Genomic DNA, 20,007 nt, shown 5'->3' with positions numbered 1-20,007 from the left:
CTGTGGTACTCAAGCCCGGCGAGTTCGCCGGCCGCACCGTGCTGGTGACCGGCGCCGCGCAAGGCATCGGCGCGGCGACCGCGCGGCGTCTGGCGGGGGAGGGCGCGCGAGTGGCCCTGGTCGATCGCGACGCCGACCTGCTCCAGGCCGTAGCCGAAGGGTTGCGCCGCGAGGGCGCGCAGGTCCATGCGATCGTCCTGGACCTCGCCGATGTCGCCGCGGTCGATGCGGCGGTCGCGGAGGTCGAAGCCGGCTTCGGCGCGATCGAACACCTGGCGCATGTCGCCGGCATCTTGCGCGTCGGCGAATCACTCGACCTCGATCCGGAAGATTGGGAGGCTTGCATGGCGGTCAATGCCCGCGGCGTGTTCGCGACCACACGAGCGGTGGCGCGCAGGATGGTCGCCCGCGGCCGCGGCAGCATCGTCCTGGTCGGCTCCAACGCCGCCTCGGCCCCGCGTTTCGGCATGTCGGCTTATGCGGCCTCGAAGGCCGCGGCCACGCAGTATCTGCGTTGCCTGGCACTGGAGCTGGCGCCGAAAGGCGTGCGTTGCAACATCGTCTCGCCGGGCTCGACCGATACCGCGATGCAACGCGCCTTCGTGCGCGACGAAGCGGCACGCCGCGAGATTCTCCATGGCGCCGCCGATCGCTTTCGCCTGGGGATTCCGCTGGGGCGTATCGCCGACCCCGACGATGTCGCCGAGGCGGTCTGCTTCTTGCTGTCGGACCGGGCGCGCCATATCACCTTGCACGACCTGCGCGTCGACGGCGGCGCCACGCTCGACGCCTGAGCGCGCTGCGCAAGGCTGGCGATCGCAGGGCAGGTCGGTACCGTTGCCCGAATCGCGCCGGTCCGGACTCGAACCGGCGCATCGCTCGAAATACGCGGGGATGACCCCGCGCGTCGGCGATCAGGGCACGATGATGCCGCGATCGTCGTTCTCGCCGACCACACCGCTGTTGGTGCTGCCGTTGAAGCTCCACACGATGTACAGATACTTGCGGTCACCCGGTGACGGATCGCCGTAGTCGCCGTTGTTGGCGATGAACTTGCGCTCTCCGTTGGCGTACTGCTGGGTGACTTTGCTGGTGACGTCGTTGGTGTTGTTCCAGACGCCGTAACCGGCGAAGGTGATGGTGGCCATGATCTTGTCCTCACTGTGCAGACGACTCTCGCTCGCATCCGATGCCGGCGAGCCGCGCCGGCGTCGTCCTGGCCGGCGGCAGGACGGAGCATCCACGCTTGCGCCCGGATTCACCTGCCGGGAACCTTACGGTTCGAGCGGCCAATGCAATCAATGGCTTGCACGGACAGGCACGGCCCGGGCGCCGGTCAAAGCATCGAGTCCTGGCCGGCGTCGTCCTGGCCGGCGGCAGGATGGAGCCTCCACGCTTGCACCCGGATTCACCTGCCGGGAACCTTACGGTTTATGTTCGGCGCGCGATCAATGGCTTACGCGGGTTCGCGTGTCGGTCATGTCGCCGTCATGCGGCATGCGCAGGGCATCAATGCGGCGCTTGCATATTCGATGGCAGTCGATCGGAGCCGACCGAGGCGATCGCCGGATGCTTGATAGGCCTTGCTGGTCACTAGTCGACCGCGCAGGATCGCCATCCAGGCGGGGCCTGTTTCGCCGAAGCCCGAATGAGGTATCGTGCCGTCATGTCCGTTTCCGCCGTCGCGCTGCGTTTGCTGCTGAGCGTGGTCCTTATCCTCAACGGGATAGGGACGGCGAACGCGTCGATACGCATGTTGGGCGCAATGGCCATGCCACCCGCTTCGTCGTCCGTTACGGCGATAGCTGAGCAGGGCGCTTCACCCTGCCTGGAGCACCACGCGGCTCATGCAGGAAAGGCAGCGGGTGTAGACGATGCTTCCGGGCCGCCTCCGGATGGTTGCGCCGATCCCGAGCCCGATTGTTGCGAATCCTCCGCATGCGGTTGCGCATGCACGCAGAGCTGCGCGTTCGCGGTGCCGGCCGTCGCGCAGCCCACGGTGGTGATCGCTCGCGATCCGTCGATCCGGGCGATGAGCTTGGGTCACCCCGCACCGGCGCTCCCGCATCTGATTCGACCTCCCATCGTCTGAACGTTCGCCGGCGCCGCAAAGGCGCTTGCCGTCGTGGACGCGGTCTCCGCCGAGCACGACGATCCCGCTCTTTCCCGCGGGCATTCCTGGCGCAGCCAGAACTCGCTCTGCCATTCGATTCCTTCGGCGGCCGCGCCGGCGGATCGCGGTTTCCGTTGCGCGCCGGCTTTGCCGGCCTCGCGCGACGGACCGGCGATCCTGCGCCTCGCCTCGGCCAGGTCCTAGCGCCGAGGCTGCATCCGACTGCGCCACGAGTTCGCCAGGACGCCCGCGCGTTCGCACAGCATTCAAGAGAGACTCCATGAAGACCATTCACACCTCCATGCTCGCGGCGGCAGTCGCGATCGGCCTGCTCGCCGTCGCCGGTACGGTTACCGTGTACTCCGGCGTCTACAACGTCGCCGCCGACGATCCGCATACTCCTGCGGTCTACGCATTATTGGAAACCGCCCGCGCTCGCTCGATCTCCGCACGAGCTAGCGAATTGCAACCGCCTCCCGGTCTCGACGATGAGGCGCGCATCCGACAGGGAGCCGGCAACTACGCCGCGATGTGCGCGGGCTGTCATCTTGCGCCAGGCAGCGAGCCGACCGAACTGAGCAAAGGCCTGTATCCGACACCGCCGGACCTGACCCGGAAAATGGTGTCCGCCGCCGAGGCGTTCTGGGTGATCAAGCACGGCATCAAGGCCAGCGGCATGCCGGCCTGGGGCAAGAGCATGCAAGACGAATACATCTGGAACATGGCCGCGTTCCTGCAAAAATTGCCGAAGCTCGACCGAGCGAAGTACGAGGCCTGGGTCGCCAGCAGCGGCGGGCACTCGCACGGCGGTGGAGAAACCGGCGGGCACGGACATGCTCCCGGCCAGCACGACAGCCAGCAGGAAAGCGGTGAGCCCGCGCATGAACAAGCGCATGTCCAGCAGAGCGGTAAGGGCGGGGCGACAGGAGCGAAGCAGGGCATGACTTCGGAAGACGGAACCCGCCATACCCACGCAGATGGTATGCAGCACCTCCACGCGGCTACGGTAAAACCGCCCGAGCCGAAACCGCCGGCCCCCCTACGGGCCGCCGATCCCCATGCGGACATGGCCATGCCTGCAGCGAAACCCAAGACCGACGCCGATCCGGCCCGCGACGCTGGCCATGGCCACCAACACTGACCGTTCACTCACTCGGGAGAATAAATCGATGCCTTTGCGCTTTCTGACCTGTTTCTGTGCGGCCGCACTGTTCGCGTTGCCGGCACTGGCCCACGAGGGCAAGCACACACCGCCGGCAAACAGCGATGTCCCGGCGGCAGCGAAGCCTGCGCTCGAAACGGTCGAGCGCTTCTCTTCGGCCCTCCAATCAGGAGACCTGGCGCAGGCGGGCTCGTTGCTGGCGAACGAGGTGCTGATTCTGGAAAGCGGCGGCGCCGAGCATTCCCGCGAGCAGTACCTGGGCGGGCATGCTGCGCACGATGCCGCATTCCTGAAAACGGCACGCGTTCGAGTGCTGCGCCGCACCGCCCGCGCCGAAGGCGATCTGGCCTGGGTGGGCACCGAGAACGAAGTGCATTCCAGCGCGGATGAAAAGCCCACGATCTTGCTGAGCACCGAAACGATGGTGCTAAAGCGAACGCAGTCAGGCTGGCGAATCGTGCATGTTCACTGGTCTTCGCGGCCCAAACGCTAAGGAGCGCCGTCATGCGAATGAACAAGCATCAAGCCGGACTGTGGCTGGCCATGGGACTCGGCCTGGCCTTGAGTGCCTGCGCACGCTCGCCCGATAGCGCGACGGCCGGCACCTCTGTCGTGTCGGCCGAAATGAGCCCCGTGGCATTGCCGCCGGTACTAGTGCACAAAGACCCGGCCTGCGGTTGTTGCCATCTGTGGGTCGAGCATCTGCGCAAAGCCGGCTTCCAGGTCGAGGCGCGCGACGAGGACGATCTCAACCCGATCAAGCAACGGCTCGGGGTTCCGCATGGCAAGGGTTCGTGCCACACCGCCGAGATCGATGGCTACGTGATCGAGGGGCATGTGCCGGTGCAGGACATCCATCGTCTGCTGGTCGAACGCCCCCGGGCTCGCGGCCTGGTGCTTGCGGGCATGCCCGCGGGCTCGCCGGGGATGGAACTGCCCGATGACAGCGTATCGCCCTTTACGGTGGAACTCGTCCTGATGGATGGCAGCACGCAGGCCTTCAGCCAGCATGACGGCGAAGCTGCGCCGTAGAGCGGCGACAGTCCGGTCTGATGGCGATGACGGCAGGCCGGGCCGTCATCGTCGTATCCCGTGAGCGTCGGCTCTAGCTGCGGTGTCAGAGCCGCAGTTCCAGACTGAGTTCGTCGCTGAAGCGCGCCGACCAACCGCCCGCCGCCGCCGCGCGCAAGTCGTACAGCCCGGTCGGCGCGACCAGGGCGGCGCGGGTCAATTGGCCGTCGCGGTCGAGCGCGATCACCTGCAGTTTGCGATCGGGCCAGGCTTCGGCCGCATCGAAGTAGCTGCCGAGCGAATTGGCCGCGCTCAGTTGGCCGATGCAACGCCCGTCGACGAGACGGAAGCTGAGCTCGCCGTCGAAGCGGCGTTCGCCGAGGCTGCCGCGATAACGCGTCGCCGCGAGCGGGCAGGGCCGGGGCACCAGGCCTTGCGGCCGCGGACGGTGCGGCGCCGCCAACATCATCGCAGTCTTGTCGATTGCCGAGACCCATTGGGCGTTCGACAGGACGCTGGCGGCGAGACCCTGCTGCGGCCACAGCACCAGAGCGCTGCGGGCGCCGTCGGTGGTGCCCGCGTGATGAGCGATGCCCGCGCCGTCCTCGTCCCTGCCGATGCGCCAACCCAGGCCGAGGCCGTAGTCGCGTTCGCGCACCGGTAGGCCGTTGGCGTAAAGGGTCGGCTGCAACATCGCCTGCCACGTCTTCGGCGAAACGATGCGGCCTTGCAGCAGGCGCCCGCCGAACCGAGCCAATGCCTCGGGCGTGCCGGCCATGCCGCCGCCGGGCCAGGTGTAGCTGAAATCGTTCGGCGGGGCAGGGCGCGGGGCGCCGTCGCCGATCTTGTACAGGCGCGACACGTTCTTGCCGAGCCCGTCGGTATCGGCCTGGATGGCGAGGCCCGGGGTGATCTGTTCGGCGAGATAGTCCAGGTAATGTCGGCCGGAGCGGGCTTCGATCACCGCGCCGATCAAGGTATAGCCCCAGGACGAGTATCGGTAGGTCGTGCCTGGCACCGACAACAGCTTGCGCTCGGAGAAGATGCCGACCGCGTCGCGGCCGGTCGCATAGTGACGCTGGCCGGCGTTTCTGTCTCCGAGCTGGTAATGCGGCATGCCCGAGATATGCGCCGACAGCTGCCGCACGCTGATCGGCTGCCAGTCGTTGCGCAGCCACGGCAGCATGCCGGAGACGGGCGCATCCAGATCGAGCCGGCCTTGTTCGGCGAGCTTCGCCGCGGCGGTGATCGCCAACGGCTTGGACACGCTGGCCAGGCGGAACACGGTATCGCGCTCGACCGGCAGCTTTGCGGCGATGTCGCGCAAGCCGCTGCAACCGGTCCACACGACCTCGCCGTCGCGCCAGACCGCCGCGCCCATGCCGGGTACGCCGTTGGTGGCGATCAGCGCATCGAGTATCAGTTGCGAGGTCTTGGCTTCGGGCGAATTCGACGCGGCGGCGCAGCTGTCGGCCGCGAGCGCGGTATGCCAGGGCGCGATGGCCAGACTCAGCGCCAGCGAAGCGCGCAGGCGAGGGGCTAAACGGAGTGTTCGAGTGCGCGACATGCAGCGGTGCTCCTGGAGCGGTGACGCTACTCTAGTCGCGCGATTCGGGACTGGATCGTCTGCTGCGGCCAGTCGTGCACGGCCTGCGCCGAGTCGGTGCGGACCGGGTCCGCGCCGCATCACGGCAGGTTTACGAACTCGCGCCGTGCAGCCGCGCCAACAGCGTATCGATATACGTGCGGCTTACCCGCAGCGGGGTGCCGTCGTGCAGACGCAGCATCGCATCGCGATTGGTCTGGGCCTGCAGTTCGGCGATCCGATCCACGCGCACGATGGTCGAACGGTGGATGCGTACGAAGCAGGCCGGGTCGAGGCGGGTGGCGAGATGATGCAAGGACTCGCGCAACAGATACACGCGACCGTCGGCATGCAGACTGGCGTAGTCGCCATCGGCCTCGATCCAATCGATGTCGGCGGTGGCCACGAATAACGAACGCCGCCCGACCCGTACCGAAAAACGCGTCGGCCAAGCGGGTTCCGCCACGGCGCCGCCCGGCGTTTGCGCGGCCGTGCCGCCGGCATGCCAGGCGAGCAAGCGGCGCGCGCGTTCGAGCGCCTCGGCGAAACGCAGCTCGTCGACCGGCTTGAGCAGGTAATCCACCGCGTTGAGCGCGAAGGCCTGCACCGCGAAACTGTCGTATGCGGTCAGCAGGATCGCCAACGGCCGGCACGTCGGCGGCAGCGCGGCCAACACTTCCAGACCGGTCATGCCCGGCATCTGCACGTCGATGAACACCAGGTCGGGCCTGCGCTGTTCGAGCCCGATCAGCGCCGAGGGGCCATCGGCGTATTCGCCGTCCACCATCACATCGCTACAACTGGCGAGCCGCGCGATCACGCCGCTGCGCGCCAGGGGCTCATCGTCGACCACCGCCACGCGCATCATGCGGTTGTCTCCGTACGCAGGCGCAAGGGAAACGACAGGTCCACGCGATAACGCCCATCGGCGCCGATGCCGGCACTCAATTGATGGTCACCGGGATACAGGTTGGCCAGCCGTGCGCCGATATTGCCCAGGCCGACGGGCTCTGCCCGCGCGGCGCTACCGTCGTCGGGGCCACGGCCTTGCTCTGCGCACAGATCGTTACTCACCTGTACGCGCAGTCGGCCGGCCTCTTCGCCGATATGGATGTCGAGCCGCCCCGGCGCGGTGCGCGCGGCGATGCCATGGCGGATCGCATTCTCGACCAGAGGCTGCAACAACAGATAAGGCACCTGCGCGGTCAGCAGGCCGGGGCCGAGCTCCCACTTCACCAGCAGGCGCGAACCCAAGCGCGCTTTTTCGATATCCAGATAGGCCTCGGTGAGGGCGACTTCATCGGCCAGGCCGACTTCGTGCCCGTGCGCGCCGTCGAGCGTGGCGCGCAGGAAATCGCCCAGGCAGGCCAACATCTGCTGCGCTTCGCGATTGCGCTCCTCGGCCACGAGGGCGGAGATGGCATTGAGAGTGTTGAAGAGGAAATGCGGCTGCAGTTGATAACGCAGCGCGCGCAGTTCGGCGTCGCGGATCAGCGTCTGCGACTGCAGATGGCGCGCCTGGGCCCGTTGCAATTCCACGTAATACACCGACACCGCATGGATGGCGCAGTAGGCCACCAAGGCCAGCCAAGCGCCCTCGAGACCGCGGAAGATCAGCCCCCAGTTGAAGCCGTCGAGCGAGGCTCCCTTGCTGCAGGCGATCATCAAGACGCTCAGGGCCTTCGTCGCGACCACCATGGCGTAGCTCGCCGGCAGCAACACCGCGGCCATGGCCCAACCGGCCACGCCGCGACGCCACAGACTGCGTTGCAAGGCCGTCAGCGGCAGCATCCACAGCGCCAGCGCCAACAGATACAGCGTGCGCGACGCCGTCGCCGCGCCATGGTCCAGCAACGGCACCGCCATCAACAGCAGCCCCAGCCCCAAGGGCAAGCCGGCCAACAACGGCAGCCAGAACGGCGGTTCGGTGCGGGGCAGGGGGCCTGAACTTGGGCTTGAGTCTGGCTTGGGGCGAGCTTCGGTCGACGCGGTCATGGGTCCTGGGCTGTCGTGGCTCGGCCGGATTGCATCCGATCCGGCGGCGTTTGGCTAGCGCGGCAGCGCGGCCATGCGCCGAACCGGTGGCTGGATGCGTTATGGCGGTGTCCGTCCTCAGGCGGACGAGGGCTCGGACACCGGGTCAGCAGTCGCCGGCCGATGACCAGGTGTTGCCCTTGCGAACGACCAGTTCGCCGTTGATGCAGCGCAGTGAGCTTTTTTCCTGTGGTTGTGCGCTGCGTTCGGCCAAGAGCTCGGTTTCCAACTGCAGCACTCGCTCGCGCAAGGTGTCGCGCTCGGCGATGACGTTCGCCATCCGCAGTTGTATCTGCTGCTGTTGGGCGATGGCCCGGGCGGCCGCTTCGTTGCGTTTCTTGTCGTTCGCGGCGGTCTGTTGCTTGCCGATCTGGAAGGCTGCTGCGCCTGCGGCGGCAACGACGCCGGTGAAGATCAGGATGGCGAGCCCGGTGCTCATCCAGCCCCACGGCCCTCGATCTTCGTCTTTCCTGACGGTGCGTGTGTTCTCGTCCATGACGCTTCCCCCTGGCTAGGCAGGCAGGATAGCCGGTCCCCGAGGCCGTGACGGAAGCCAGGTCCGCTCTTTTGCAAGGCGCTCGACCATGCTGCCCCCGCAGGGAGGGCCCGATAGCGAGACGAGCGAAGCTGGGCCGTGTTCATGCCCCAAGCGGTTGCGTCCAGCCCCTCTCCCGCGAGGGGAGAGGGGCTTTGCCCGCAGCGATGACCGCTTCAATAGTCGAAGCGGACACGCAGGCCGACCGTACGCGGGTCGTTCCAGTAACCGCGGATGAAGCCGCCAGCGTCGTCGGCCCAGTTCTTGGTCATCTTGTCGGTGGCGTTGAGCACATACAGCTCGGCGCGCCAGAACGACGGCGACTGCAGACTCAGGCTGGCATCGACCGTCGTATAGGCCTCTTGCGCGTCGGAGACGTGCGCGTTGTCGAGGTTGCGCAAGGTAAAGTACATCTTGTCCTGCCACTTCAGGCTGAGCCAGGGCACCAGCTCATAGCCATTGCCGAACTTGAAGGTGTGGGAGACGTTGACGCCGGCGGTGAATTTCGGAGTCATCGGCAGGTGATGGCCGGTGATGTCGTAGATCTGGCGGCCGGCCAGGGTGGGGGCGGGGCCGCTGTAGGGCTCCGGGCAAGGCACTGCGCCAAACTCTTCGCGCACGCCGCAGTTCCATTCGTCGCTGAAGGTGGGGTAGTCCTTGATCTTGCTGTCGATGTACGAGAAGAAGCCGCCAATACGGGTGTTGGGCGTGGGCAGGTAGTCCACTTCCACTTCCAGGCCCGGGATGTTGACCGTGCCGACGTTGACGGTCTGCCACTTCTTGATCACGTCGCAGGTCGGGTCCCAGTCCGGGCAGGGTTCGTTGACGTGCACCTTGGCGGCGAAGAAGTCGCCGGTCACCTGCATGTCCTTGTAGCGGCTGTAGAAGGCGGTGACCGACAGGCTCAGGCGCTTGTCCAGCAGCAGGCCCTTGTAGCCGATTTCAAAATTGGTGACGGTTTCCGGCTCGTACGGGAAGAAGGTGTACTGCGGGCCGGGCGGGCCATCGATGCAGACTTTGCCGCCGCAGGCATCGTCCTTGTCGCCGAAGCCGCCGGCCTTGTAGCCGGTCGACAGCGAGGTAAACAGGATCTCGTCATCGGACAGGTCCTTGGTCAGACCCAAGCGCCAGGTGACCTTGCGCCAGGATTCGGAGTGCTCGTTCTCCGCCGGCGGCCCCCACAGCTTGTAGGCATCGATACCGCCGAACGGACCCATTCGCTCGCTCAGGTCGCGGCCGTTGTGGGGACGAAAGCCCGGTTCACCGGGCGTGCCCGGGTTGTACAGGCCGTTGTAATAGGCCGTCGATTCGGCATCCCAACCGCCGTACACCTGGCCGCCGCGGTCGGTCTTTTCGTCGCGGCTGTAGCGTGCGCCCAGGGTTGCCGTCCAGGTCGGAGCGAAGCGCCAGTCGGCCTGGGAGAAGATCGCCTTGGCGTCGATCTGACGGTTGGGCTGATGATAGAACTGGCTGATCGGGTAGCCGAACGGCGCGTTGACCAGCATTTCCTGGGCATAGTCGATCGAGTTCTTCTCGTGCATCCAGAACAGGCCCGACACCAGCTTCAGGCGTTCGCCCTGATGCTTGAACTGCAGTTCATGCACGAACGACTTGTACTTCGAGTCCAGGGTGATGGAGGTGTTGTCGCGCACCGGCCACACCCCCCAGTCGCCTGTCGGTGGTACCGGCAAGGTGGCGGTCACCTGCGAGGGGATCTCGTGGTAGCCGCCATCGTCGTCGGCGATCTGCGAGCGCTTCTGCGTGGCGAAGGCCACGCTGTATTCGATGCTGTTGCTGTCGCTGAGGAACCAGTTGAGGTTGGAGCGCACCGTATCGATCGACATGTCGGTCTTGCCGGGCACGTTGATTTTCACGTCCCACTTACCGCCCTGGCAGGCGAAGCGGGTGCCGGCCGCTTGTTTGCAGTCTTTCAGCCCCACTTGGCCGGCGCCGGAGTTCTGGAATTTCTCGTAGGCCAGCAGCCACTCGACGTTATCGGTGATAGCGAAGCGAGCAGCCAGGCGGACCGCCCATTCGTCGCGGTTGTAGTAATACTCGTCGCGCCCGACCTTGACGTTGCGGCGTTGGTCCACGTCCGGGATGCCGTCGGCGATGAACCCGCGCTCGGGGATATTTACGTCGGTGAAGTCCTGCTGCTGGTCGATCCAGCCGTCGCGCTCGACCTTGGTGGCGGACAGGCGCAGGGCGAAGCGGTCGTTCACCGCGATGTTCTGGATCAGGTTGAGCTGGCGCAGGTTATAGCTGCCCACTTCGAGCTCGGTGCTGCCGAAGCTGGAATCGAAGCGCGGCTTGGCCGGAATGATGTTGATGCTGCCGCCGGTGGAGTTGCGGCCGAACAGCGTGCCCTGCGGGCCGCGCAGCACTTCGACCTGGTCGACGTCGAACATCAGCGCCAGCGCGCCTTGCGGGCGCGGCGAGTACAGGCCGGCCACATGCAGGCCAACGGCCGGGTCGCCGATCTCGGTGAAGTTGTTGGCGCCGATGCCGCGGATGCTGACCTGCACGCCGGAATCCGGGCCGGAGGCGATCTGCAGATTGGGCATGCTGCCGGACAGGCCGCGTACGTCGCGGATGCCTTCGCGGGTCAGGGCTTCCTGGGTGACGGCGGTGACGGTCACCGGCGTCTTCAGCAGGTCCGATTCGATGCGGGTGGCGGAAACGTGCACGGTCTCCAGTGTGGTTCGGGCTTCGCCAGCGTCGGCTTGCCCGGTGTTCACCTGCTTGTCGTCCTCGGCCGTACTGGACTGGGCCATGACCGGCGCGGTTGCGCAGCCGATCAATACCGCGGCCACCGCGACGGCGATGCCGGTCGGTCGAACATCGCTGGGATGCTTTTTCATTCTGGGCTCCTGGTTGTACGGCGACTCGGGCCTACAGACCCGCGCAGCGGTTGGTGCGATTGCCCGATCAGGGCGAGGCGGACGTGTTCGAGGCGGCCGTGTTTTTCGCGGAATACACGGTCTGGTTGCGCACCAGTGGCCTGGCCCAGGCACCGACGCTGAGGATGTAGAGCAGAGGGATGAAGACCAGCGACAGGCCCACGCGCAGGCCCAAGTGGTCGGCGATGACGCCGATCAACAGCGGGACGATGGCGCCGCCGAGGATGCCGGTGCACAAGATTCCCGAGAATGCGCCGTGATGCTGGCGGACCGAGTTCAATCCCAGCGAGAAGATCACCGAGAACATCACCGACAGGAAAAAGCCCGCGGCGGGGAAGGCCAGTAGAGAGACGTTCGCGGGGCCGAACAGAGCGAAGGCCAGGCAGGCGATGGCGAGCGTCGAGAAGATCGCCAGCACCCACTTCGAGTCGATGAGTTTCAGCAGGCCCAGGCCGGCCAGGCAGCCCAGCGACATCAAGCCCCAGAAGCGGCTGACGGCAATCGCACCTTGCTCGGTGGCCGACATGCCGTGGTAGCTGTGCAGGAACTGCGACATCCAGTTGGCGAGGGATTGCTCGGTGCCGACATAGGCGACGATCGCCAGGAAATACAAACGCACATCCAGGCGTCGCAGCAGGCTGCGATAAGCCTCGCGACTGCCCGCGCGCTCGTCTTCCTTCAGCTCCACCGCCGGCAGCGGCAACTTGTAGTTGAGCAGGGCCAGCAGCACGAAGGCGGCGCTGAAGTACCAGTAGAACGTCAGCCAGGCCAGCGGCTGTCCTTCCACACCGGGGCGCTGCATGTACAGCCTGAACACCAGCGGGCTGAGGAAGGAGGCCAGGCCGAACACCAACTGCGCCATTACCGAGAAGAAGGCGAAGTGCTCCTCGCCGGCGGCCGTGCGCATCAGCGGGTTGATCACCACCTGCAGCAGGGCCATGCCCAAGCCGATGACGAACAGCCCGGCCACGACCGAGACGTAACCCGGCATCACGGCGATGGCCAGGGCGCCGATGAAATTCAGCGCGAAGGCGGTAAACAGAGTGAAGCGCGTGCCGCGCACTTCGATCAGGATGCCGCCCGGAATCGAGATCAAGCCATACGCCAGGAAGAACGAGAACGGCATGAAGCCGGCCATGGTCAGGCTGAGCTTGAAATCCTGGATGGCGATGGGCATCAGCGGCCCGATCAGATTGGTGATGAAGGAGATCGCGAACCAGATCAGGAGGATGTAACTGACGATCATCGGCCGCTGCTTCATGGTCGTGGCTCCGGGTCAGGATTGCGGCTGCAGGCAATGGGAGAGCTCGCCGGCGGCGATGCGCTTGCGTGGGAAGCGGGGCAGGATCGCAGTAGCGGTACGGCAGCCGGCCGCGAGCGCGTCGCGCAGGCTGGCCTGGTTGGTGCGGGCCTGACTCAGGCGTGCCGCCAGATAGCCGGTGTTGAAGCTGTCGCCGGCGCCCACGGTGTCGAAGATGTCGTAAACCGCTTCGCTGGCGTAGCGGATGCTCCGGCCATCGACGTGACCCAACGCGCCGGCGGCGCCCAGCTTGACGATCAGATGGGCGCCGGGCTTGAGCAGGCGGGCGACGCGTTGCACGGCAAGCTCGAGGTCCTCGCCGCTGTCGTCGTGGATGCCGGCGATGCTCATCGCCTCCAACTCGTTGACCAGCAGATGGTCGCAATGGACCAGCCAGCCTTCGACTTCCCGGTGCACCTGCGGCGTCCAGCCTTCCGGCGGCCAGCCAGTATCCAGCGCGACCTGATAGCCCTGGTTCGAGGCCTCGGCCAGCAACTGGCTGAAGTGCTCGCGCAGGCCCGGCAGCAGGAAGGGGGCGGTGAACAGGGCGATGCTGCCGGGGGATGCCTGCGGCAGATGTTCGAGTACGAAGTCCGGAGTCAGATGCTGCAGATGCCCGCAGCTGGTGAAGAAGGTGCGTTCGCCATCGGCATGCATCAGCCCGACCGATACGGTGGTGTCGCTGGCGCAGGTCTGCAGTTCGACTCGAATACCCGCCAGCTGCAGCAGCAGCCACTGGGCCAGGTCATCGTCGCCGATGGCGCCGATCAGATGCGGGCTCAGCCCGAGGTGGCGGGCCGCAAGGGCGGAGTTGGCCGCCGAACCGCCGGCCCGCAGCTCGCTGCGCGGCAACAATTGTTCGGTGCCGATCTTGGGCCAGCCGTCCAGCGTGCCCAGGACCAGGTCCACGCTGACATCGCCGACGATGCTGAATTGGGGTGGGCTTAGTTGTGGCGGATCGAGCTTCATGGGGGGCGACTATAGCCACCCCAATTCGGCCCCGTCAATAAAAATATCCAGTGGAAGTATAATTAAATTCGACGCCCCCCGGCCGCCGGGCGGTGACCCAGCAGCTCGGCCGTCTGCAGCTCTCCGAGATCGTCTTTTTGCAGGCCTTCCAGGCGCGGCGAGAGCAGCTCATGGATGGGCAGCACGGCGGCGCCCAGCAACGAACAGTCCTCTTCGCGCTGGGAAATGATTACGCGCGGCCATTCCGGGGCAGGGCGGCCGCGCACCGAGCGGTGCCATGGCTGGGCCAGATCGACCAGGCGCTGCACCAGCTTCTGCGGCGCCGACCCGCCGATGACGATGGTCTGGGGGTCGAGCATGTTCTCGATCATGCAGATGGCATCGCGCAGTCGTTGCGATGCCTGCTGGCACCACTGTTGCAGGGGTTGGTCCGCAGCGTCGTCCAGCCGGTCGAGCAAATCCGACGTACGGATCTGCCCGTCGTCCAGGCCCAGCGCCTCGGCCAGCGAATGCAGCGACAGGTATCGCTCCAGGCAGCCCTGATTGCCGCAATAGCAGGGCGTGCCGCCGGGGACGACCGGCACGTGGCCGATCTCGGTGGCGTTGCCGTCGGCGCCGCGGTAGGTGTTGCGAGCGACGATCAACGAGCCGCCCAGACCCATGCTCAGGTGCAGGTAGAAGAAGTTGTCGAGGTGCCGGGCGACCCCGTACAAAGTCTCGCCCAGCGCGCCCGCCACGCTGTCGACGCTGTGGAACAGGGGCAGGCCGGTGGCTTCCTGCAATTGATCGAGGATGGACAGATCCTTCCAGCCCTCCAGCGCGGTGGGGCCGACGAAACTCAGTTCGGTGTCGCCGAGCGGGCCGGGCAGGGCCACGCCGATGCCCCACAGCCGGGCATTGGCTTGCCGGCGCAGCTTGGCCACCAGTTCCAGCAGGCCGGCCAGCAGCTGCGAGCGATCGCAACCCTGCAGCTGCACCTCGCAGCGAGCATCGATCTGGCCCAATAGATTCACCAGCGCGCCCGAGGCGCGGCCCGGTTCCAGGCTGATGCCGATCGACTGGCCGGCGTCGGGGTTGATCTCGAAGGCGATCGGCGGCTGGCCGCGGGTTTTCAGATCCTTTTGCCGGCGCGAGACGATCAGGCCGATGGATTCCAGCTCATTGGTGATGTTGGCGACCGTCTGCGGACTGAGCGAGACCTTTTCCTGGATGTCCTTGCGCGAAGCCGCACCGTGCTGGCGGATGAAATCCAGCACCAGGCGGCGGTTGTAGGGGGCGCTGGATTGCTGGGTGGCGCCGCGGCCGATATTCATAGGCGTTGAAACCGCTTGAGCGTAGGGGGAGGGGGAGGGGGAGTGCGTATTATTCATACATCCATGTGAAGTATTTATTGACGGCGACCGACTACATGGCTAAGTTGCGGTGGCCAGTCTATCCGGAACCGTGCCGATGACCTGTGTGCCGCATGCCCGCAAGAACGCGATTCAAGCGATGGCCGCGCTGACGATCGCGCTGTCCAGTCTGTTGCAGGTGGCCGGTGCCGCATCGGCCGAGCTAGCGACTACGGCGCCGGCGACCAAGCCGAAGACCTCGGTGTCGGTGAGCCTGCCCAAACAGCCGCTGCTGGTACAGATCAACCAGGTGGCTTTGGAACGGCTGGGGCCGAAGCGGGTGGTCGTCGAATTTGCGGGCGAGGCCGGGGAGGGCAGCTACACCGTGCTGCGCGATGGCCAGCCGATCAAGAAAGGCGATCTGCGCCCGCTGCAGCCCTTTGCCGAATGGGGCCCGCGCAAGCGCTATTTCAGCGTCGACTTTTCCGATGCCGAGGAAGTCGGCAAGTACGAAGTGGAAGTGCGTATCGGCAAGCAGCGCGCAGTGTCGGCCTCGGTCTTGGTGCGCGACAACGCAGTCTTCGCCACGACCGGCACACAGCTGCTGGGCTACTTTAAGCGCAGCCGCCACACCGGTGACGCCGACCGCAACCTGCGCATCTTCCAAACTTCGCGCAGGGTCAACGTCTGGGGCGGCTGGCAGGATGCCGGCGGCGACAAGGGCAAATACCTGTCGCACCTGGGCTACGCCAACCATTTCAATCCGCAGCAGGCCTCGATGGCGGCCTGGGTGCTCGCCTATGGCGCGCATGCGCGCAAAGCGCTGTTCGCCGCCCACGGTCTGCAGACGCAGGTCGAGGACGAAGCGTTCTGGGGCGCGGACTATCTGCATCGCATCCTCGATGCGGAGGGCTATCTCTACACCACCGTGTTCGACCAATGGGGTACCCCCGGCGTCGAGCGCATGGTCACCGGCTATGAAGGCTCGGCCGGTACCTTTACCACGCTGTATCGCTCGGCCTTTCGCGCCGGTGGCGGCATGGCCATCGCGGCGCTGGCGCGCGCTTCGATGCTGGCCAAGCAAGCCGGCCGCCATGGCGAATTCGACGGTGCCCAATATCTGGCCGATGCAGAGCGTGCCTACGCGCACCTGCGCAAGTTCAACCCGCAGTACGGCGCCGACGGCAAAGAAAACATCATCGACGACTACACCGCGTTGATGGCGCTGGTGGAACTGCACAACGCCACCGGCCACTCGCGTTATCTCGACGATGCGCGCGAGCGCGCGGCCAGCCTGATCGCACGACAGCAGGCCGACGGCGGTTTCGTCAGCGACGGCGGCAGCCGCCCGTACTACCACGCGGCCGAGGCCGGCTTGCCGGTGATCAGCCTCTCGGCCTATGTCGATATCGAACCGGAGCGGGGGCGTCGTCAGCGTGTGCTGGAGGCCATCGGCTCGGCGCTCAAGCACGAACTGGCCATCACCAACGCGGTCGCCAACCCCTATGGCTACGCCCGCCAGCGCTTCCAGCTGACCCAGGACGGCAAGGCCGCAGGCGAGATCCTCGAAGGCTTCTTCATTCCGCATCGCAACGAAACCGGCTACTGGTGGCAGGGCGAAAGCGCCCGCCTGGCATCGCTCAGCGCGGCCATGGTCATCGGCGGCCGCAAACTGGCAGACCATGGCACGGCCGGATATGGCCTGTCCGCCGATCGAGCGGCTTATGCGCAGAGCCAGCTCGACTGGACACTGGGCCGCAACCCCTACGGCATCTCGATGCTTTACGGTTTCGGCAAGAAAAATCCGCCGACCGTGCTGGAGAGCGCCGGCGAAATGTTCGTGGGCGGCATCTCCAACGGCATTACCGGTGCACCGGGCAGCGACACCGGTGCCGGCATCAGCTTCGCGCCTGGTCCGGATTCCGAGCAATGGCGCTGGGTGGAGCAGTGGATTCCGCACACCACCTGGATGTTGTTCGCGGTTATGGCGATGACGACGGACGAAGTGGCTGGCGTTGCCGCGGAGCGGCGCTAGCTTAGGCGCAGCGTGCGGATCAGGGCGGAGAGCGCCGCCGATTGATGGCGACGGTCCGGGTAGTAGATGAAGAAGCCGGGAAAAGAGGGCGACCAATCTTCCAGCACTCTGATGAGCTTGCCCTCGTCGATGTAGCCCGCCACCTGATCTTCATAGGCCAGCGCGATGCCCACACCGGCCAAGGCGCCGTGGATGGCGAGGCTCGTGTCATCGACGACGAGTGGCCCGGTGACGGTCGCCGTCACGGGCGTGCCGCCTTTCTCGAATTCCCATCGGTACGGCCCGCCCGGAAGGCGCAACCCGATGCAGTGGTGGTCGCTCAGGTCCCGCGGTTTCAGGGGACGGCTGCGCGTCGCGAAATACCCGGGCGAAGCGACGGCGGCCAGTCGTAGTTCCTGGGTCACGCGCACGGCGATCATGTCCTTCTGAATGAATTCTTCCAGCTGGATGCCGGCATCGAACCCGCCTGCGACCAAATCCACCGGGCCCGTGCAGGTGGACACATCAAGCACCACCTCGGGATAGGCCGCGGCGAACGCCGGCAGTTTGGCCAACAGCACCGACACGGCGGCGGATTTCGAGACGGCAAGACGAAGCCGGCCGGTCGGCCGATCCCGAGCGGTGCGAACCTCGTTGAGCGCCCGATCGATCTGCTCGAGCGCAGGCGAGAGGGTCTTCAAGAGCGCGGCGCCCGCGGAGGTCGGCGCCACGCTCTTGGTCGTGCGGGCGAGCAGTTGCAGTTCCAACCGACGTTCCAGGCCGCGGATCGTGTGGCTCAGCGCGGACTGCGTGACCCCAAGCCGCGCAGCAGCCCTGGTGAAGCTTCGCTCAGTGGCGACGACGGCAAATGCCGCGAGGTCATTCAGTTCGCTCTTCATGAAATCAGCTCATGAGTCCTATATGGGTATTCGCAATTTACTCATATGTGGGCGCGATCTAAAGTCGTTCATGTGGCGACCGGGAGAGCACGCCCCAGAGCGGAAGCGTGGGCCCGTCGTCCTCGCTTCCGCAGCAATCTCCGACATCAGGCAGTTAAATCTATGGAAGACGCTGAAAACACCTTGCGAGCCTTGGCTCAAGTCTATTTCGATGCCGCGTACGACATGGACGCGGAGCAGTTCCGGACGATATTTCACCCCCTCAGTGCCGTAACCAGAATCGGCGACGACGGCGAGGTCAATGTGATGCCGATCGAGACCTGGCTGGCCGGCGTGCGCAATGCGACCGCCCCGCGAAAACTCGGCCTCGAGCGCAAGGACGAGGTCGTCGCGATCGATGTTTCGGAGCATCTCGCCCTGATAAAGCTGAAGCTTCAGATGCCGCCGCGTCACTTCACCGACCTGCTGTCGTGCCTGAAGGTGCAGGGCAGTTGGAAGATCGTTCAGAAGGTGATGTCGGTCGACGTCCGCCAATAGATTCGCCCGGAGCGGATGGAACGTCGCAGCATGAGAAAGGCCTCCGATTGGAGGCCTCCGTTTTGTTGCAGTCGATCCGCCGCGTCCGGAGGTCGTTCGAGCAGATCGCGGCAGACAGAGCTCGACCGCCGCTCATCCGTCCAATCCCGCGCGCAAGCGTCACCCAAGACTTCCACGCCGTTCTGCATAAATCGGTTTCCGGTTCGACTGTAACGAGTCGGGTCGGCATGGCGGGCGAGTGCTCACGGGGACCTCGGGAGCGCGCGCAGCCAACTCAGGAGTCACGATGCCCGCCCGGGAAAATAGCGGTCGACGCAGGCCCTTGATTTGCAAGGAACGCCTAGTACGAGCTTGCGAACAGCCGTAAACATCTTGCATCGCCCCGTCGATTCAGGTTTATGCGCGGTGGCCGCCATGAGTTGCCGCCCGCGTTGTACCCGCTATGGAGTCATGGCCGGGTTCTAGGGAGCGGCGCGCATGAAAAGGGATGCGGCAGTGGTGTTCGTTCACGGGCTCGCAAAGAAGCCCGCGCCAGAGAAGCTCGAGGAGATTTGGATGTGGGCATTGTCCCGCGACAATCCGATGCCAAGCGTCTTCGCACCGCCCAACTCCGGCATCCATTTGGACAACCGCGGCATTCCCAAGCACTTCGGGTACTACGCGGACGTCTTCTACGGTACTGACTACGAAACGGAACTTTCTTCTTACTACGAGTCTGCAACGGATGCGGGGGAGGCTGAGATAGCGGCGGAAGTCGCGGGCATGGAAGATCTGCCCGGAAAAATGCCGTCATTAACCGACGAAGAGCAATTCTTCGTTACCCGTCTGGAAGCGAAATTCAGCGCGCAACTTGCGCTGTCTCCAGTCGCCGTCGCGAATCCGGTTTCATCGTTCGAGGGGGCGTCGGAGTACGAAATCGCGAGTTGGTTGCCGGCCCCTGTCAAGCAGGCCATCGTGCGTGCCGCAGCGATGGAGGCCTACTACTATCTGTTCGACAAGGAATACGTCCGGCAAGACGGACGTCGCTTCAAGGTTCGGGAGGAACTCCGCACGCGGTTGCTTGATAAGCTCAATGCGGCCCGCGAGGAATCAGACCGGGTCATCATCGTTTCGCACAGCATGGGCACGATAGTGGCGTATGACGTTATACGAAACTGCGATAACTGCCCGCACGTCCACACATTACTTACGCTCGGATCGCCCCTGGGAGTAAAGGAGGTTCAGGACGAATTGCGCGCACCGGGAAGCAGCAAGCCGGACTTCCCGCCCTCCCGTCTTGATCGTTGGATCAACATCTACGATCCGCTCGATCCGATTTGCGGCGCGGACCCACGGTTCGCAAATGACTATGCCGGGGCAGGCGGGAAGGGCGTTGAGGATATCAAGGAATCCAATTGGGGGCGTTGGAGACATAGCGCTACGCACTATCTGGCAGGCTCCCGCTTACGCGAACAGCTCATAGCAGCAATGGGCCAATAGCTGATGCACGCGATGGGGGGCCATGCGCTGCTAGAAATCGCCGATTCCCTCGCGGAGGGAAACTGTGGCTCCGCCCCACCATGGGAGCTCGCAGCGGCGGTGGATCTGCTTATCGCCTCATGTGGAAACGGCCAACGG

At 65.4% G+C, this 20,007-nt stretch carries 18 protein-coding genes; 8 read left to right on the top strand and 10 right to left on the bottom strand.

Going from position 1 to position 20,007, the window contains the following annotated elements:
• The first annotated feature begins 2 nt into the window (after positions 1–2).
• A complete protein-coding gene (locus GLA29479_RS04600; protein WP_057970921.1) occupies positions 3–794 on the top strand; it encodes a 2,3-dihydro-2,3-dihydroxybenzoate dehydrogenase in 792 nt (263 codons plus the stop codon).
• 120 nt (positions 795–914) lie between these two features.
• On the opposite strand, the gene GLA29479_RS04595 is transcribed toward GLA29479_RS04600, so the two are convergent.
• Positions 915–1,148, bottom strand: coding sequence for a hypothetical protein (locus GLA29479_RS04595; protein ID WP_057917952.1), 234 nt, complete (start codon positions 1,146–1,148; stop codon positions 915–917).
• Between the two features lie 500 nt (positions 1,149–1,648).
• Between GLA29479_RS04595 and GLA29479_RS26100 the strand changes: the two genes are divergently transcribed.
• The 4 genes from GLA29479_RS26100 (at position 1,649) to GLA29479_RS04570 (ending at position 4,307) form a co-directional block, all read left to right on the top strand.
• The gene (locus tag GLA29479_RS26100) at positions 1,649–2,092 is read left to right on the top strand and encodes a CopL family metal-binding regulatory protein (protein WP_144436355.1); all 444 of its coding nucleotides are present in this window, start codon (positions 1,649–1,651) and stop codon (positions 2,090–2,092) included.
• A 301-nt stretch (positions 2,093–2,393) separates the two neighbouring features.
• Positions 2,394–3,254, top strand: coding sequence for a c-type cytochrome (locus GLA29479_RS23485; protein WP_082638283.1), 861 nt, complete (start codon positions 2,394–2,396; stop codon positions 3,252–3,254).
• On the top strand, positions 3,238–3,768 hold the full coding sequence (locus GLA29479_RS04575) for a YybH family protein (protein WP_082638282.1): 531 nt from the start codon (positions 3,238–3,240) through the stop codon (positions 3,766–3,768). The genes GLA29479_RS23485 and GLA29479_RS04575 overlap by 17 nt, the downstream gene beginning before the upstream one ends.
• A gap of 11 nt (positions 3,769–3,779) precedes the next feature.
• On the top strand, positions 3,780–4,307 hold the full coding sequence (locus tag GLA29479_RS04570; RefSeq protein ID WP_425599959.1) for a DUF411 domain-containing protein: 528 nt from the start codon (positions 3,780–3,782) through the stop codon (positions 4,305–4,307).
• A gap of 85 nt (positions 4,308–4,392) precedes the next feature.
• Here GLA29479_RS04570 and GLA29479_RS04565 read toward each other — a convergent pair whose 3' ends face one another.
• The 8 genes from GLA29479_RS04565 to GLA29479_RS04530 form a co-directional block, all read right to left on the bottom strand.
• The gene (locus GLA29479_RS04565) at positions 4,393–5,853 is read right to left on the bottom strand and encodes a serine hydrolase domain-containing protein (RefSeq protein ID WP_057970920.1); all 1,461 of its coding nucleotides are present in this window, start codon (positions 5,851–5,853) and stop codon (positions 4,393–4,395) included.
• A gap of 130 nt (positions 5,854–5,983) precedes the next feature.
• A complete protein-coding gene (locus tag GLA29479_RS04560) occupies positions 5,984–6,739 on the bottom strand; it encodes a LytR/AlgR family response regulator transcription factor (RefSeq protein ID WP_057970919.1) in 756 nt (251 codons plus the stop codon).
• Entirely contained in the window at positions 6,736–7,773 is a 1,038-nt protein-coding gene (locus GLA29479_RS04555; RefSeq protein WP_211265032.1) for a sensor histidine kinase, read from the bottom strand. Before GLA29479_RS04555 ends, GLA29479_RS04560 begins: the two co-directional genes overlap by 4 nt.
• Before the next feature lie 238 nt (positions 7,774–8,011).
• The gene (locus tag GLA29479_RS04550; RefSeq protein ID WP_144436353.1) at positions 8,012–8,401 is read right to left on the bottom strand and encodes a hypothetical protein; all 390 of its coding nucleotides are present in this window, start codon (positions 8,399–8,401) and stop codon (positions 8,012–8,014) included.
• A gap of 215 nt (positions 8,402–8,616) precedes the next feature.
• The gene (locus GLA29479_RS04545; RefSeq protein WP_057970916.1) at positions 8,617–11,301 is read right to left on the bottom strand and encodes a TonB-dependent receptor; all 2,685 of its coding nucleotides are present in this window, start codon (positions 11,299–11,301) and stop codon (positions 8,617–8,619) included.
• Between the two features lie 67 nt (positions 11,302–11,368).
• Entirely contained in the window at positions 11,369–12,601 is a 1,233-nt protein-coding gene (locus GLA29479_RS04540; protein WP_057970915.1) for an MFS transporter, read from the bottom strand.
• Positions 12,602–12,616: 15 nt separating this feature from the next.
• A complete protein-coding gene (locus GLA29479_RS04535) occupies positions 12,617–13,609 on the bottom strand; it encodes a carbohydrate kinase family protein (RefSeq protein WP_057970914.1) in 993 nt (330 codons plus the stop codon).
• Between the two features lie 62 nt (positions 13,610–13,671).
• Positions 13,672–14,922, bottom strand: coding sequence for an ROK family transcriptional regulator (locus tag GLA29479_RS04530; RefSeq protein ID WP_057917967.1), 1,251 nt, complete (start codon positions 14,920–14,922; stop codon positions 13,672–13,674).
• Between the two features lie 136 nt (positions 14,923–15,058).
• On the opposite strand from GLA29479_RS04530, the gene GLA29479_RS04525 reads away from it, so the two are divergent.
• Positions 15,059–16,975 carry a glycoside hydrolase family 9 protein gene (locus GLA29479_RS04525; protein ID WP_057970913.1) on the top strand — a complete coding sequence of 639 codons (1,917 nt, stop codon included), beginning with the start codon at positions 15,059–15,061 and terminating at the stop codon, positions 16,973–16,975.
• Here GLA29479_RS04525 and GLA29479_RS04520 read toward each other — a convergent pair.
• Entirely contained in the window at positions 16,972–17,853 is an 882-nt protein-coding gene (locus GLA29479_RS04520; RefSeq protein ID WP_057970912.1) for a LysR family transcriptional regulator, read from the bottom strand. The genes GLA29479_RS04525 and GLA29479_RS04520 overlap by 4 nt on opposite strands.
• Positions 17,854–18,015: 162 nt before the next feature.
• Between GLA29479_RS04520 and GLA29479_RS04515 the strand changes: the two genes are divergently transcribed.
• Together GLA29479_RS04515 and GLA29479_RS04510 are read left to right on the top strand one after the other, a co-directional pair.
• A complete protein-coding gene (locus tag GLA29479_RS04515) occupies positions 18,016–18,390 on the top strand; it encodes a nuclear transport factor 2 family protein (protein ID WP_057970911.1) in 375 nt (124 codons plus the stop codon).
• 477 nt (positions 18,391–18,867) lie between these two features.
• Entirely contained in the window at positions 18,868–19,869 is a 1,002-nt protein-coding gene (locus GLA29479_RS04510) for an esterase/lipase family protein (protein ID WP_057970910.1), read from the top strand.
• Positions 19,870–20,007: the final 138 nt, after the last annotated feature.

Origin of the sequence: Lysobacter antibioticus (assembly GCF_001442535.1) — a bacterium.
Lineage (GTDB): Bacteria > Pseudomonadota > Gammaproteobacteria > Xanthomonadales > Xanthomonadaceae > Lysobacter > Lysobacter antibioticus.
Note: the sequence above shows the minus strand (reverse complement) of the source record. Positions and strands in the feature narration are given on the sequence as shown.